The sequence below is a fragment of the Nonomuraea angiospora genome (assembly GCF_014873145.1).
In the GTDB taxonomy this organism is placed as follows: Bacteria; Actinomycetota; Actinomycetes; order Streptosporangiales; family Streptosporangiaceae; genus Nonomuraea; species Nonomuraea angiospora.
Genome location: NZ_JADBEK010000001.1, coordinates 2,820,896 through 2,835,749, shown reverse-complemented (window position 1 = coordinate 2,835,749; position 14,854 = coordinate 2,820,896). Strand labels below are relative to the sequence as shown.

Below are 14,854 nucleotides of genomic sequence, written 5' to 3'. Positions count from 1 at the left end.
ATGATTCACCGCACGACACTTCCGTTCTAGCGGTCGTCGCAACACCCCTGCTTGGGGAGTGCGATGGACTTCGAGATCAGGGCAAGCCGAGAGCGGCAAGGCCCGAAGAAGCTGACCCGTGAGCGGGAGGCATACTTCCGGCTTATGGATCAAGGATTCAGCAGCCGCGAAGCGTGCCGGATCGTCGGATCAACATCAGAACCGGAAAGCGGTGGCGGAACGGCTCGGCACCGAACAAGGCAAAAGAGAAGGGGGCACCGCCGGCCAGACGACCGACGGTGCCCCCTTCGGACGCGTCCCGAAACCTGCGGGAGGACGAGCGGATCTACATCGCCGACAGGGTGCGGGAGAAGGTGTCGATCCGGGAGATCGCGCGCGAGCTGGGTCGTGCACCCTCGACCATCAGCCGGGAGATCCGCCGCAACCGGCACCCCACAGGCGGTCAGTACCGGCCGCACGCGGCCCAGGCCCGCGCCGACGCGCGCCGGCCCCGCCCTAAACCCAGCAAGGTCGGGCAGAACCCGGAGTTACGGGCCTTCATCCAGGACCACCTGACCAAGCGCTGGAGTCCCGAGCAGATCTCCCAGAGCCTGCGCAGGAGCTTCCCTGACCGGCCGGCGATGCATGTGTGCCACGAGACCATCTACCAGGCGCTCTACGTTCAGGGTCGCGGGGAGCTGCACCGCGAGCTGACCAAGGCATTGCGCACCGATCGCGCCATGCGCAAGCCGCGCCGCCTGGCCCACAAGCGCCAGCCCCGCTACCGCGCGCCCATGGTGATGATCAGCGAGCGGCCCGCTGAGGCTGACGACCGGGCCGTTCCCGGCCACTGGGAAGGTGATTGCATTATCGGCAAGAACCACACCTCAGCCATCGGCACCCTCGTCGAGCGCACGACGCGCTACGTGATGCTCGTCCACCTCCCCATCGACCGCAGCGCCGAGCGCATGCGCGACGCCCTGGTGGAGACCATGGCCACGCTGCCCGCCCATCTCAAGCGCTCCCTGACCTGGGACCAGGGCAGCGAGATGGGCCGCCACCACGAGGTCTCCATCGCCACCGACATGCCCGTCTACTTCTGCGACCCGGCCAGCCCCTGGCAGCGCGGCTCCAATGAGAACACCTATTGAGCATCAACGGCCTGCTGCGCCAGTACTTCCCCAAGGGCAGCGACCTGTCGGTCCACACCCGCGAGCACCTCGACGCCGTCGCCGCCGAGTTGAACGCTAGGCCACGAAAGACGCTCGGCTGGGACACCCCGGCTGAACGCCTCGCAGAGCTTCTGGCAGTCCGCGCTTGACCGAGAGTCTCGGAACCAACGTGTGGAGGCTGCTAAAGCCCGGATGGACACGGTCGGCCACGAGCGGTTCCGCCCGGGCGTACACTCGCCCAGTGCGCGGAGCGCCGGGTTCGACTTGCACCGATCAACACATGCGATCATCGAACAGTTATGGGCAAGCTGACATGGTTTCCACTGCCGTTCGGGCTCGTCGTGGTCGTCGTCAACTTTCTCGCCGTCCGCGATGTGAACGGGCGCCTTCCCGCCGCCCCCGTCAAGGTGAACGAGGACGTGGTGCCCCAGGCGATCGCCGCCTTCATCCCCTTCGCCCAGGGGCGCATCGCCCTGCTCGGGGCCTGCTTCATCGCCGCCGCCCTACTGTTCGGCCTCGTCGAGTTCGGATTGAGCCGCCGACCGGCGGGCCTCGTGCTCGGGACGGGCTTCCTGAGCGCCGCCTACATGGCCGCGATGCCGGTCGTCTACGTCCTGAACCCGGTCACCGGCTACGACGAGCTGTTTCCCGGCCCGTTGGGCGGATACGCCACGATGCCCTTCGACATGGGCGCGCTGTCGCCGCCGTGGTACCTGCCGCTGCTCGGCTTGATCCTCGCCGCCGCCGCGATCGCCCAACTCCTCGCAGTGCGCGGCATCGTGCGCCGGGACGCGGTCCTTCCGCCTTCCCCCTGGAGCACGTGGCTCCTCCTGCTCCCGTTGGCGTTCCTCCTGGCCTTCGCCGCGGCCAACCTCGTGTCCGACCGGATCGCCCGCGCCACAGCCCCTCCCGGGTCCTTCTGGGAGGCCGACTTCGCGCTGGACATCATGTTGCAGGTGTGCGCCTTCGCCGTCGTGCCGGCCGCCGGTCTGGCCCTGCACGGGATCCTCCTGCGTAGGCACGGCCTTCGTCCGCGCTCCCTGCTGATCGTCGGAGTGTTCACGGTCGTCTACCTGTTGACGCTGCTTCTCGTGGCATTGGGCAACCTGCAGATGTACAGCAACGAGCAGTCAGGCTTCTCCGAGCACCTCCCCGGCTGGCGGGAGGAGGTCACCACCGGCCTCCTCGGCGCCGCCGCCCTCGTCCAACTCGCCGCCCTCCCGCTGCTGGCCCGGCACGGAAAAACCCAGATGACCGGCGCTGAGCCCGGCGGGTGAAGCCTGCAGGGCTCGGATGGTGTGATCGAGCTGGACCTCTACACCAACGCCGTGGACTTGCCGGTGCCCGACATCCCCGTGACCAAGATCTTCGCCATCAGCCGAGACTACCGGACCGGTCTGGTTTCGGTCGGCTTCATGTCACCCACGTTGGCGATCCCCTGGCTTCGGGTTCCCGTATGCCCCGCAACTCGGGAATATGGAAACCCAGCCGACTCGCTAGGCTAGCTGCCGCTAGTAAGTGATCATCGTGTTGCGACGACCCCTCGAATGCGCCTCCACTGGCGCGGGATCGACACGCTCCAGTTGGCGGCGACCGCGCCCTCGGCCGCGTGCGCGTCATCGAGGATCAGCGTCTGGGCCTCCAACTTGGGGTTGGAGTTGAAGACACTGCTGTAAGCGGCGAAGGCCACCGCCTGCCCTTGTTGGAAACGCGCCCGCTCGGCCGGATCCCATGTGGTGTGGCGACCGGTCAGGAGACACACGGAAATTCCGTAGGAACGGGCGCGCTCAGCGGCTTGGCGCGCCAGTTGTTTGGTCGGCGTCAGGTACGCTACCCGCTCGCCGTGCTGACGCCGCCGCCACTCCGCGATCAAGCCGCCGACCAGCGTCTTGCCCGCGCCGGTTGGCAACTCGATCGCCACGTCCTGGCACATGAGGTAGTCGCGGTGGTAGGCCCGCAGTACTTCGGCCTGCCGCACCCACAGCTCCTGCGGGGCCGATGGATCGGCCGGTAGCGAGGAAAACAGCGCCTCGAGGGAGGCCGCCGCCGAAGCGGACGATCTGCTGAGCCGGAGACCGGTCGAAGGCGGCGAACGCCGATGCGGGCAGGTCGTAGGTGTTACCGAGCACCGCATCGGTCATGGCGTTGAAGCTGGCGTGCAGCGAGAAATGCTGCGGGCGTTTCGTCGCGTAGCGCGAGAAGGAACTCGGCGCGCTCGGCTCCGATGTTCTATGTGCGGCGATGCACTCGTCATGGCCTCCCCGTCGTTCCCGTAACCCGCAGGGTCAAGCTTGAACGCGTGCCACCGCGGGACGCCGTTCCAGGTCGCATGGGTGCGCCCACACTGGCGATCTATGACCTTCCGTGATTTCGTTTTTCCAGGTTAAGTAGTAAGTGTTCGCTGTAGCGGACTGTGCTGCAGCGTGTCGCCGAATCGCGAGCCCATATCAGCCTGATGGGCAACCCACCGGGCGGCACGGTCCGACAGGGCGCCGTGACGGGAAGTGCCCCGGGACGTGGTGGGCGCGCGGGGCCCACCGGGCGACGCCGCTGACCTGGGCGGGCTGCTCAGCCGCGACAGCGCCGTCCTGGCCGCTACGCCGATCCGCGGGGAGGCGCCACGGTTCCGGCGAGCGTGTGCGTGCACGGCAGCAGGATCTGGCGTTCGTAGTCGCCGGCGGGGTCGGTGATCTGAGAGGTCAGGAGGTTGACCGCGCGGCGGCCCATGGCGTTGCGGGGAATGCGCAGCGTGGCGAGCGGGTCGAGGCCGGACTCGCCGCCGGGGTCGTCCACGAGCAGGACCAGGGACAGGTCGCCCGGGATCTCCAGGCCGCGCAGCCTGGCCATGGCGACCAGGACGCGGATCAGGCTGACCGCCTCGACGAGGACGGCGGTGGCGCCGTCGCGGACGATCCGGTCCAGCCACTGGGCGGTCAGGTCGTCGGGACGGGCGAAGACGGGCTCGGGCACGGGCAGCCCGAAGCGCTCCAGCGCGGCGCGGAAGCCCTCCCAGCGGTCGGTCTGCGGCTCGTCACGCTTGGCCTCGCCGAGGTAGGCGAAGGTGCGGTGGCCGAGGCCGACCAGGTCGTCCACGATCCGCCCGGTGGCGGCCCGATAGTCGCCGCCGACGTAGGAGATCTCCGTGCCGGGCACCTCGCGGTGGCCGATGTAGACGAACGGGTGCCGGTCTGCGGCCAGCTTGGCCAGGTCCTCGCGGTGGGTGTGGTGGCCGAGCAGCAGGCTGCCGTTGGCCTGGCGCAGACCGTTCGTGGAGCCGCTGTAGATGCGGCGCACGCCGTCCTCGTTGGGCGCCGCGGTGAACAGGACGAGGTTGCAGCCCTCAATCCCCGCCTGCTCCTCGATGCCCTGCAGGAACTCGAAGTAGTAGTCCCTGGCGCTGGTCGGGAAGATCGGCTCGAACGTGTGCACGCCGAGCAGCAGCGGCGCCTGCCGCGCTCCTGCCGCCGCGCGTTGCTGGCCCGCCGAGACGTATTTGAGCTGCCTGGCGGCCCTGAGCACCTTGCGCTGTGTCTCGGCCGAGATGCGGCCGAGGTCGCCCGAGCCGGTCAGCACCATCGAGACGGTCGACTGCGACACGCCCGCCTCCCGTGCGATGTCCGCTTGGCTGGGCCCTCTCCCCCTTGATCGCGACATGCCCCCGATTCTGCATTAGTAATAGCCGGGCTGTCCAGTGCTGATATTTGCATTCCTATCAGCTATTGACAGCCGGATTTGGCCGCGGCTTAACATGTGTGAAACCTGACGGCCTGGCGCAGAGAAAGCTAATAAATTAGCAATGACTGAACTGAAGGTTGATCTGCTGGTGGTGGGTGGCGGTCTTGGGGGAGTGGCGGCCGCGCTGACGGCGGCCCGCCTGGGCCACCGGGTGCTGCTGACCGAGGAGACGGACTGGCTGGGCGGCCAGCTCACCTCCCAGGCCGTGCCGTCGGACGAGCATCCGTGGATCGAGACGCCGCACGTCTCATCCGGCTACCGGGAGCTGCGTGACCGCATCCGTGGCTACTACCGGCGCAATTACCCGCTGCTGCCCGAGGTGGCGGCGCAGGAGGTGCTCAACCCCGGCCTGGGCAACGTGAGCAAGCTCTGCGTGGAGCCGCGGGTGGCGCTGGCGGCCCTGGAGGAGATGCTCATGCCGTACGTCTCCGCGGGCCGGATCACCGTCCTGCTCGACACCGTCCCCGTCAGCGCCGAGACGGACGGCGACCGGGTGACCTCCGTGACCCTGCGCGGCACCCGGACCGGCGAGCTGACCACGGTCGCCGCCCCGCTGGTCGCCGACGCCACCGAGCTGGGCGACCTGCTGGAGCTCACCGGCACCGAGCACGTCATCGGCGCCGAGTCCCAGGACGAGACCGGCGAGCCGTTCGCCGCCCCGGTGGCCGACCCCATGGACCAGCAGGCGATCACCTGGTGCTTCCCGCTGGAGTACCGGCCCGGCGAGGAGCACGTCGTCGACAAGCCCGCCTCCTATGACCACTGGAAGACCCACGTCGACCCCTTCTGGCCGGGCCCCCAGCTCTCCTGGGAGAAGATCGACATCCACACCATGAAGGGCCGGGTCAACCGGATCTTCGAAGGCGACATGGACGCCGTGAGCCTGGCCGACCTGTGGCACTTCCGCCGCATCAGGGCCCGCACCCAGTTCGACCGCGGCGTCATCGACACCGACATCACGCTGGTGAACTGGCCCAACATCGACTACTGGGAGGCGCCGCTGCTCGGCCCCGGAGCCGACCGGGAGAAGGCACTGCAGCGGTGCAAGGAGCTGTCGCTGTCGTACCTGCACTGGATGCAGACCGAGGCGCCACGGCCGGACGGCGGGCACGGCTACCCGGGCCTGCGGCTGCGGCCCGACCTGACCGGCACGGCCGACGGGATGGCGAAGGCCGCCTACATCCGCGAGTCGCGCCGCATCAAGGCCCGCTTCACGGTGCTGGAGCAGCACATCGCGGTCGTGGATCGGCCCGAGGGCGCGGGGGCCGAGCGGTTCGCCGACTCGGTGGGCGTCGGCCACTACAACATCGACCTGCACCCGAGCACGGCCGGCATCAACTACGTCAACCTGGAGGTCTACCCGTTCCAGCTCCCACTGGGCGCGCTCGTCCCGGTCCGGATGCGGAACCTGCTGCCGGCCAACAAGAACATCGGCACCACCCACATCACCAACGGCAGCTACCGGCTGCACCCGGTGGAGTGGAGCATCGGCGAGGCCGTCGGCGCGCTGTCGGCGCTCTGCCTGAGCCGCGGCACCGAGCCGCACGCCGTGGCCGACTCCACGACCCTGACCGAGGACCTGCAGCGGCTGCTCACCGGCACGCTCGGTGTCCCGGTGGCCTGGCCGGAGGAGATCGCCGTCATGCGCCCCTCCCAAGCCCGCAAGAACGCCACCCCCACCTACGTCCTGCCCGAGCGGCGCGCATGAGGCCGTCAATGGACCAGCACGACGTCGTCATCTACGGCGCGACGCTCGCCGGCATCATGGCCGCGCTGCGGCTGCACCTGCGCGGGCTGAGCAGCCTGATCCTGGAGCCGACCGGGCACGTGGGCGGCATCGTCGCAGGCGGACTGGTCAAGAGCGACCCGCCCAACGTCATCGAGGCTCTGGCCGGGCTCACCCGTGACCGCTTCTTCGGCGGCGTCGGCCACGAGTACGGCACCGCGGAGCCCCGCTACCGCTTCGAGCCCAAGGTCGCCGAACGGGTCGCCCGGCGGCTGCTCGCCGAGGCTGACACGCAGGTGGTGACCGGCGCCCGCATCCACGGCCCGGCCGACGTCCAGACGAAGGGCCGCCGCATCCAGGCGGTGCTCGGCCGGCGGGCACGCTTCTTCATCGACGCCTCCTACGAGGGCGACCTGATGGCCGCCGCCGGGGTGCCGTACACGTACGGGCGCGAGCCACGCTCTCGCTACGACGAGCCGTTCGCCGGCGTGCTGCCGCACCGGGCGCTGCGCCGCAGCGAGTTCTCGCCCAACGTCGGCTACCCGGTGGGCCCACCCCCGTCGGAGCCGCCCGGCGAAGGCGACGCCAAGACCCAGGCGTACAACTTCCGCGGCGTGCTGTCCAAGGCCCACGACCGGCTGCCCTTCCCCAAGCCCGAGGGATACGACCCGACCCTGTACGGGCTGCTCGGCCAGCTCATCAGGCGGCGTGGCATCGCGGGCCTGTCGGACATCGTCACGCACACGGCCCTGTTGCCGCCCGGCGACAAGTACCAGACCAACCAGGCGCTGTTCATCGGCTTCGACCTGCCGGGCGCGTCGTGGGACTACCCGGACGGCACGTGGGCAAGGCGCGAGGAGGTCATCGCCGAGCACGTGCGCTGGCACCAGGGCATGCTGTACTGGCTGGCCCACGACCCGTCGCTGCCGGAGCCGTTCAGGGCCGACACACGGGCGTTCGGGCTGCCGGCCGACGAGTTCACCGACAGCCCGTACGGCGCCGGATTCCCGCACGCCCTGTACGTCCGCGAGGGCCGCCGCATGATCGGCCAGTACGTCCTCACCCAGCACGACCTGCGCATCCCCGGCAACACGAAGGCGACCCCGGTGTGCTGCTGGAAGTACGGCATCGACTGCCACATCGTCCAGCTCTACCCGGAGGGCGAGCACACGATCGCGGGGGAGGGGCCGCCCAGCGGCACCGAGTACAACGAGCCGGCCGACCTCTACCAGATCCCCGCCGAGTGCCTTTTCCCCGCCCGCGGCGGCGTCGAGAACGTGGCCGTCCCCGTCTGCTTCTCCGCCAGCCACGTCGCCTGCCTGTCGGCCCGCATGGAGCCGAACTACGGCATGCTCGGCGAGGCCGCCGGCGAGCTGGCCGCCCAGTCCCTGCGCACCGGGCGGGCCGTGCAGGACTACCGCTACCCCGACCTCGCCGCCGCCCTGGAGGAACACGGCAGCGTGCTCTCCCTGCCGGAGCTGGAGCCCGCGACATGATCCCCGACCCGCCGTTCCAGCCCGGCCCGCTCGACGCCGCCGCAGGCAGGCGGCCGCACCGGATCGAGCTGCCGCTGCACGTGGGCGAGGCCCGCGAGCGGTGGTCGCTGCGGCTGGAGTTCACGGCCGGCCACGGCCCCTGTCCCGACCTGGAGCTCGAAATAGACGGCGCGCACCGGGGGCTCGTCCACCCCGAGGTGCGGCGCGACGACCGCACCGAGGTCTACCGGCACGGCCCCATCGCCGGCGAGGTCCGGCTTGACGTGCCGATCCCCGGCTCCATGCTCCCGCCGGGCGATCACGTCCTGGCCATCACCACGACCCTGGACCGCGAGGCCGCCACGGGCCCCGTCACGATCCCCTCCGGCGGGCCGACCAGGCACCGTGAGCAGTTCGGGCACCACTTCGGCAGCGGCATCACCTGGCGCTCGATCACTCTCGAAGCCGCGACCGCACCGCAGCCCTCGCCCACGCTCCGGGTCACGCCGCTCTACCTGCACGACGGGCGCGAGCTGGTCGAACTCACCGTGCCCCTGCCCGCCCGCCGCGCGCAGGTCCGCCTCGCCGGCCGTACGCACGCCTTCGACCTGCCTGGACGCGACTTCGGCCAGGCCCGCGTCCGTTTCCCCGTCCCCGAGGCGCGCGGCCCGGCCGAGGTGACGGTGGACGGCGGCGACCCCGTGACGTTCACCCTCACCCCGGCCCGCACGTGGACGTTGCACCTCATCCCGCACGTGCACCTCGACGTCGGCTACACCGACAGCCAGGGCAAGGTGCTGGAGCTGCACAGCCGCAACCTCGACCGGGCGGTGGCCGCCCTGGACCGCGACCCCGGCTTCGCCTTCTCCGTGGACGGCTCGCTGGTGCTGGCCGAGTACCTGGCCACCCGCTCGGACAAGAGCGCCGGGCGCGTGCTCCAGGCGCTGCGCGACGGCCGCATCGCGGTCAATGCCTTCCACAGCCTCTTCCTGTCGGGGGTGGCCTCGCTGGAGGAGATCTACCGGGCCGCCTACCTGGCCGCGCGGCTGCGCGACGAGTACGGCGTGCCGGTCACGTACGCCAACCTCACCGATGTGCCCTCCTACAGCGCGGCCGTGCCGTCGATCCTGGCCGCGCTCGGCATCGACGGCTTCGTCGGCATCGAGAACCACCACCGCGGCGGCAACGCCGACAGCGACCGGCAGCACCTGCTCAGCCCCGTCATGTGGGAGGGCGTGGACGGCTCACGCGTGCTCACCCACTTCTCCGACACCTACTCCCAGCTGCGGTTCATGGTGGGCGACCCGCAGACCGTCGAAGGCGGCGCCCACTCCCTGTGCCGCCTGCTGGCCCGCTACGAACGCCCCGACTACCTGCCGCACGACCTGGCGATCATCGGCACCCACGCCGACAACGAGGACCTCGCCGACGGCGACGCCGGCTTCGCCGCCCGCTGGAACGCCGTCTACGCCCACCCCCGCATCGTCGTCTCCACCATGGCCGGCTACCTGGACGCGGTCCGCCCCCTGGCCGACCGGCTGCCGGTGTGGCGCGGCGACGGCGGCAGCTACTGGGAGGACGGCGTCGGCACCGGCGCCACCGTGGTCGCCGAGCACCGGCGGGCACAGAGCGCGCTGCCCGCCGTCGAAGGGCTTGGCGCCCTGGTCGCGCGGGCCGAGCCGGCCTACCGCCCCCACCGCAAGGCGCTGGACGCCGCCTGGGAAGGCGCGTTGTTCGGCGCCGAGCACACCTGGACCTGGTCGCACGCGCTCGCGCACCCCCACGGCGAACAGGTCGGCGACCAGCTCGACTGGAAGCGCCACCAGGTGCACACCGCCCTGCGCACCGCCGTGGACGAGGGCCGCCGGGCGCTGAGCCAGCTCGGCGAGCTGGTCACGACGCAGGGCCCCACGCTGCTCGTGCACAACGCGCTGAGCTGGACGAGAGACGTGGAGGTCGAGTACGAGTCCACCGCGTCGCCCCCGCTGCCCGCCGAGGTGCTGTCCGACTGCGGCGGGCTGCGCCGCTACCGGATGACGGTGGCCGACGTGCCCGCCTTCGGCTACCGAACGATCCCGCTCCCCGACCCGGCCACGCTCGCACCGGGGGAGGAGGACGGCCGCCGCGCGACCCGGTTCTCGCACGAGGAGAGCTGGCAGCCGGTGCCGCCCCGCCTGCTCACCCCCCGGTGGGAGGCCGAACTCGCCCCCGAGACCGGAGCGATGCTCGCCCTCACTCACCGGCCCACCGGCCGCCCCCTGCTCGACGGACCCCTCGGCCAGGTCCTGTACGTCCGCAACGGCCCGTCCACCCGCGTCGTCACCGGGCACAGCGGCGAGCCGCACCACCACCCGCCCGCACCGCGTACCTCCCTGGACGGCCGCCGCCCGCACGCCGACCCGCCCGAGCTGGGCGTCTTCCCGGCGGCCATGCGCCCGGTCGGGCTGCGCCGCACGTACGACGGGTGGCGGCTGCGGGCGGTGGGCAGCGCGCCCAGCCTGCCGCACGTCGAGGTGGACGTCCTGCTCAGGGACGCCGACGACCGCGTGGACGTGCTGGTACGCCTGGAGAAGGAGCGCGAGCCCGCCAAGGAGTCGGTCTACGTCGTCTTCCCGTTCACGCATGAGGACCCCCGCTTCCGCTACGACCGCCAGCAGGGCTGGATCGACCCCGCCGCTGACCACGCACCCGGCGCCTGCCAGGAGTGGTTCACCACCCAATACGGCGTGGTCGTCTCCTCATCCGCCGGCGCCGTGGCGTGGACCTCGGCCGACGCGCCGCTGTTCACCGCCGGGGACATCGTGCGCGGCGCCTGGCCCGAGCGCTTCGCTCCCGCGAGCGGCGCACTCTACTCGTGGGTCATGAACAACTACTGGCCCACCAACACCCCGCCCGAGCAGGACGGCACCCTGACCCTCCGCTACGCCTTCCGCCCCCTGCCCGCCTTCGACCCGGTGGCCGCCGGCCGGCTGGGCCGCGAGGTACGCGCGGCGCGCATGGTGTCGGAGGTGACCAGGCTCGACAAGTTCGGCACCGAGCCCCGCCCGCTCGACGCCCCCGCCGCGAGCCTGCTCGACCTCGGCCTGCCCGACTGGGTCGCCGCGACCGTGGCCGAGCCGCGCGACCGCACCGGACTGCTCCTCCGCCTCCAGGACCTGTCGGGCCAGGGCGGCGAGGTACGCCTGCGCCACCCCGGCCGGATCGTGCTGTGCCGCGCCGACGAGACGGAGCTCGGCGAGCTCGACGGCCCCGCCGGCCACGTCCGCCTCGGCCCCTGGGCCGTCACCACACTGAAGCTCTTCTAAGAGCCGTCACCACACCGAAGCTCTTCTGAGAAAGGAAAGGCCATGTCGGACGCGCGTCACAGCAGGCGCCAGTTCCTCCAGCTCACTGGGAGCACCGCACTGCTGACCGCCTCGGGCGGCCTGCTGACTGCGTGCGGCCCGTCATCACCCCAGGCGAGCCCGCCGGCCGGGACGCGCAAGGCGGTCATGCCCGCGTACGTCCCGTCCGGCCTCGTCAAACCCGACCTGCCGGCCACCGCCGACGGCGTGCTGGCCGCCTACTACACCTACCCCGCCCACCCCGTCACCGCCTTCACCGACAAGCCCGGCGAAGGACTGGGCGAGGTGAAGGTGCTGACCAACATGTTCAACCCGGTGCCGCCCGGCCCCGGCTCCAACCGGTTCTGGCAGGAGCTGAACACCCGGCTCGGCGCCACGCTGAACATCACCATGGCGCCCGCCGCCGACTACGTCAGCAAGCTGTCCACCGTGATCGCCAGCGGCGACCTGCCCGACATCCTCATGCTCTCGGCCAACCTGGCCAACCGCGCGCAGATCCTCACCCGCCTGTGCGCCGACCTCAGCCCCCTGGTCTCCGGCGACGCCGTCAAGACCTACCCGTTCCTGGCCAACATCCCGCGCGACTCCTGGCTGGCCACCGCCTACCAGGGCGGCGTGTACGCCATCCCCATCCCGCGCGCCATCGTCGGCACGATCATGTTCACCCGCTCCGACCTCATCGCCGAACGCGGCCTGAGCGCCCGGCCCAAGGGCTACGACGACTTCCTCGCCCTGGCCAAGGGCCTGACCGACCCGGCCAAGAACCGGTGGGCCTTCGGCAGCGCCAAGGGCGTCATCACGTTCGTCGGCACCATGCTCGGCGTCCCCAACATGTGGCGCGAGCAAGGCGGCAGATTCACCTCCGAGCACGAGGTGGAAGGCCGCAAGGAGGCCATCGCCAAGACCGCCGAGATGGTCAGGGCCGGTCTGTTCCACCCCGACGCCATCGGCGGCAAACTCAACCTGCGCGACCTGTTCGGCAACGGCACCATCGCCCTCAACGCCGACGGCTACGCCGCCTGGGACATCCTCGCCGACACCTACCAGGCGGACGTCGGCGCAGTGGTCTCGCCAGGGCCCGCCCGCGCGGGGCAGGCGCACTTCGCCATCACCGCGTTCAAGAAGGCCGAGGGCGACCGCCTGGCGAAGCTCCTGCGGATCTGCGACTGGCTGAGCGCGCCGCTCGGCACCACCGAATACCTGTTCCGCAAGTTCGGCGTCGAGGGCGTCCACTACACGATGAAGGACGGCGCCCCCGAGCCGACCAGCCTCGGCAAGGCCGAGGTCAAGCTGCCCCTCGAGTACGTCGCCGACGCCCCTCACGTGCTCGGCCCCCGCCCCCGCGAACGGGTGGACGCCCAGCGCGCCTACCAGGAACGCGTCGTGCCCGGCATCCTGCGCAACCCCGCCGCCGCCCTGTACTCCGAGACCGCCGTCAACAAGAACGGCACCCTCACCAAGATCATTGACCAGGCCGAGCTGGACATCGTCTCCGGCCGTAAACCCATCGGCCACTGGGACGAGGTCGTCAAGCAGTGGCGCGCCCAGGGCGGCGACCAGATCCGCCGCGACTACGAGACCGCGCTGGCCAAGGGCGACTGAGCGATGGCGCTCGACGTGAAATCGCCGCCGGCCCGCGTGGCCGCACCGCCCCGGCGCGCGACGCCGAAGGTCTCCCGGCTGCGCAGGGACGGGCTGCTGCTCCTGCTCGGCGTGCCCGGCCTGCTCGTCATCCTGCTCTTCCACTACGTGCCGATGCTCGGCAACGTGATCGCCTTCAAGGACTACCAGCCCTTCCTGGGCATCTGGGAGGCGCCGTGGGTCGGCTTCGACAACTTCCGGGTGATCTTCAACGGTGACCCGGCGTTCCTCAACGCGCTGGTCAACACGCTCGTCATCTCGCTCGTCCAGATCGTCTTCGTCTTCCCCGTGCCGATCGCGCTGGCGCTGCTGCTCAACTCGCTGGCCGGCGAGCGCCTCAAGCGGCTCGCCCAGTCGATCCTCTACCTGCCGCACTTCATGTCGTGGGTGGTCGTCGTCGCGATCTTCCAGCACATGCTGGGCAACGCGGGCCTGCTCAACACGTTCCTGCGCTCCCACGACCTCGCGACGCTGCCGCTGATGGGCAACCCCGACCTGTTCCTGGCGCTGATCACCTCGCAGGTGATCTGGAAGGACGCCGGCTGGGGCACGATCATCTTCCTGGCCGCGCTCTCCCGCGTCGATCCCGAGCTGTACGAGGCCAGCGCCATGGACGGCGCCTCCAGGATGCGCCAGCTCTGGCACGTGACGCTGCCCGGCATCCGCGGCGTGATCGTGCTGATGCTCATCCTCAAGCTCGGCGACGTGCTCACCGTCGGCTTCGAGCAGATCATCCTCCAGCAGGCCATGGTCGGCGCCGAGGTGTCGGAGGTGCTGGACACCTACGTCTACACCTACGGAGTGGTCGGCGGCAACTGGGGCGTGGCCGCCGCGGTCGGCCTGGTCAAGGGCCTGGTCGGGCTGGTGCTCGTGCTCGGCGCCAACAAGGTCGCGCACCTGCTGGGCGAGAGGGGACTCTACACCAAATGATCATCCGTGCCGTCAAGGGCGTGGTCGTGGCCGCCTGCTGCGCCCTGGTGATACTGCCGTTCCTCGCCGTCTTCTCCACCAGCCTCGCCGACCAGGCACAGGTCACCGCCACCGGCGGCTACGTCCTGTGGCCCGAACGGCCCAACCTCGACGCCTACCGCGCCATCCTGGCCGGCGGGGTGGTCACCCGGGCGCTGCTGGTGTCCATCGGGGTCACGGTGGTCGGGACGCTGCTCTCGCTGACCTGCATCACGCTGCTGGCGTACTCGCTGAGCCGGCCGGGCTCGCTGCTGCACCGGCCGATCCTGCTGATGGTGCTGTTCACGCTGCTGTTCGCGCCTGGCATGATCCCGATGTACCTGACGATCAAGCAGCTCGGGCTGCTCGACTCCTACTGGTCGCTCATCCTGCCGGGGCTGGCCAGCGGGTTCCAGATCATCATCATGCGGGCGTTCTTCCAGGAGGTCCCGCGCGAGCTGATCGACGCCGCCCGCATCGACGGCGCGGGCGAGCTGCGCATCCTGCTGCGGGTCGTGCTGCCGCTGTCGAAGGCGGTCATCGCGGTCGTCGGGCTGTTCAGCGCGGTCGCGTACTGGAACGCGTTCTTCAACGCCATGCTCTACCTCAACGACACCGAGAAGTGGCCGCTGCAACTTGTCCTGCGCACGTACGTGGTCGACAACAGCGCGCTGGGCGTCGACGCGGCGGACCTGTCGGGCGGCTTCCTGCCCCCTCCCCAGTCCATGCAGATGGCGATCCTGGTGCTGAGCCTGGTCCCCATCGCGATCGTCTACCCGTTCCTCCAGAAGCACTTTGCCAAGGGCATCCTCATCGGTGCGGTGAAAGGCTGAC

General features: G+C 70.4%; 9 protein-coding genes and 1 pseudogene. 8 read left to right on the top strand and 2 right to left on the bottom strand.

What is annotated here, in order from left to right; genetic code table 11:
- The first annotated feature begins 63 nt into the window (after positions 1 to 63).
- Together H4W80_RS13010 and H4W80_RS13005 are read left to right on the top strand one after the other, a co-directional pair.
- A pseudogene (locus H4W80_RS13010) lies at positions 64 to 1,300 on the top strand (IS30 family transposase).
- A 150-nt stretch (positions 1,301 to 1,450) separates the two neighbouring features.
- Positions 1,451 to 2,428: a hypothetical protein gene (locus tag H4W80_RS13005; RefSeq protein WP_192785332.1), complete on the top strand. Its 978-nt coding sequence runs from the start codon at positions 1,451 to 1,453 to the stop codon at positions 2,426 to 2,428.
- Between the two features lie 245 nt (positions 2,429 to 2,673).
- On the opposite strand, the gene H4W80_RS13000 is transcribed toward H4W80_RS13005, so the two are convergent.
- Complete coding sequence (locus H4W80_RS13000) at positions 2,674 to 3,129, bottom strand: DEAD/DEAH box helicase (RefSeq protein WP_192785331.1); 456 nt, start codon at positions 3,127 to 3,129, stop codon at positions 2,674 to 2,676.
- A gap of 617 nt (positions 3,130 to 3,746) precedes the next feature.
- The gene (locus H4W80_RS12995; protein WP_225963401.1) at positions 3,747 to 4,805 is read right to left on the bottom strand and encodes a LacI family DNA-binding transcriptional regulator; all 1,059 of its coding nucleotides are present in this window, start codon (positions 4,803 to 4,805) and stop codon (positions 3,747 to 3,749) included.
- A 142-nt stretch (positions 4,806 to 4,947) separates the two neighbouring features.
- On the opposite strand from H4W80_RS12995, the gene H4W80_RS12990 reads away from it, so the two are divergent.
- The 6 genes from H4W80_RS12990 to H4W80_RS12965 are packed head-to-tail and all read left to right on the top strand — an operon-like array spanning position 4,948 to position 14,853.
- On the top strand, positions 4,948 to 6,594 hold the full coding sequence (locus H4W80_RS12990) for an FAD-dependent oxidoreductase (protein ID WP_192785329.1): 1,647 nt from the start codon (positions 4,948 to 4,950) through the stop codon (positions 6,592 to 6,594).
- A gap of 8 nt (positions 6,595 to 6,602) precedes the next feature.
- Positions 6,603 to 8,108 (top strand): FAD-dependent oxidoreductase, encoded by a 1,506-nt coding sequence (locus H4W80_RS12985; protein WP_192785328.1) that lies wholly within the window; start codon positions 6,603 to 6,605, stop codon positions 8,106 to 8,108.
- Entirely contained in the window at positions 8,105 to 11,392 is a 3,288-nt protein-coding gene (locus H4W80_RS12980; protein ID WP_192785327.1) for a glycoside hydrolase family 38 N-terminal domain-containing protein, read from the top strand. The genes H4W80_RS12985 and H4W80_RS12980 overlap by 4 nt, the downstream gene beginning before the upstream one ends.
- Before the next feature lie 42 nt (positions 11,393 to 11,434).
- Positions 11,435 to 13,033: an extracellular solute-binding protein gene (locus H4W80_RS12975; RefSeq protein ID WP_192785326.1), complete on the top strand. Its 1,599-nt coding sequence runs from the start codon at positions 11,435 to 11,437 to the stop codon at positions 13,031 to 13,033.
- Positions 13,034 to 13,036: 3 nt separating this feature from the next.
- Positions 13,037 to 14,002: an ABC transporter permease gene (locus H4W80_RS12970; protein ID WP_192785325.1), complete on the top strand. Its 966-nt coding sequence runs from the start codon at positions 13,037 to 13,039 to the stop codon at positions 14,000 to 14,002.
- Positions 13,999 to 14,853, top strand: a complete 855-nt coding sequence (locus tag H4W80_RS12965; RefSeq protein WP_192785324.1) for a carbohydrate ABC transporter permease — start codon at positions 13,999 to 14,001, stop codon at positions 14,851 to 14,853. Before H4W80_RS12970 ends, H4W80_RS12965 begins: the two co-directional genes overlap by 4 nt.
- Position 14,854 lies beyond the last annotated feature (1 nt).

Coding starts and splice junctions, on each gene's coding strand:
- H4W80_RS13005 (WP_192785332.1), top strand. CDS start 1,451: ATGGGCAAGCTGACATGGTTTCCACTGCCGTTCGGGCTCGTCGTGGTC.
- H4W80_RS12995 (WP_225963401.1), bottom strand. CDS start 4,805: ATGTCGCGATCAAGGGGGAGAGGGCCCAGCCAAGCGGACATCGCACGG.
- H4W80_RS12990 (WP_192785329.1), top strand. CDS start 4,948: ATGACTGAACTGAAGGTTGATCTGCTGGTGGTGGGTGGCGGTCTTGGG.
- H4W80_RS12985 (WP_192785328.1), top strand. CDS start 6,603: ATGGACCAGCACGACGTCGTCATCTACGGCGCGACGCTCGCCGGCATC.
- H4W80_RS12980 (WP_192785327.1), top strand. CDS start 8,105: ATGATCCCCGACCCGCCGTTCCAGCCCGGCCCGCTCGACGCCGCCGCA.
- H4W80_RS12975 (WP_192785326.1), top strand. CDS start 11,435: ATGTCGGACGCGCGTCACAGCAGGCGCCAGTTCCTCCAGCTCACTGGG.
- H4W80_RS12970 (WP_192785325.1), top strand. CDS start 13,037: ATGGCGCTCGACGTGAAATCGCCGCCGGCCCGCGTGGCCGCACCGCCC.
- H4W80_RS12965 (WP_192785324.1), top strand. CDS start 13,999: ATGATCATCCGTGCCGTCAAGGGCGTGGTCGTGGCCGCCTGCTGCGCC.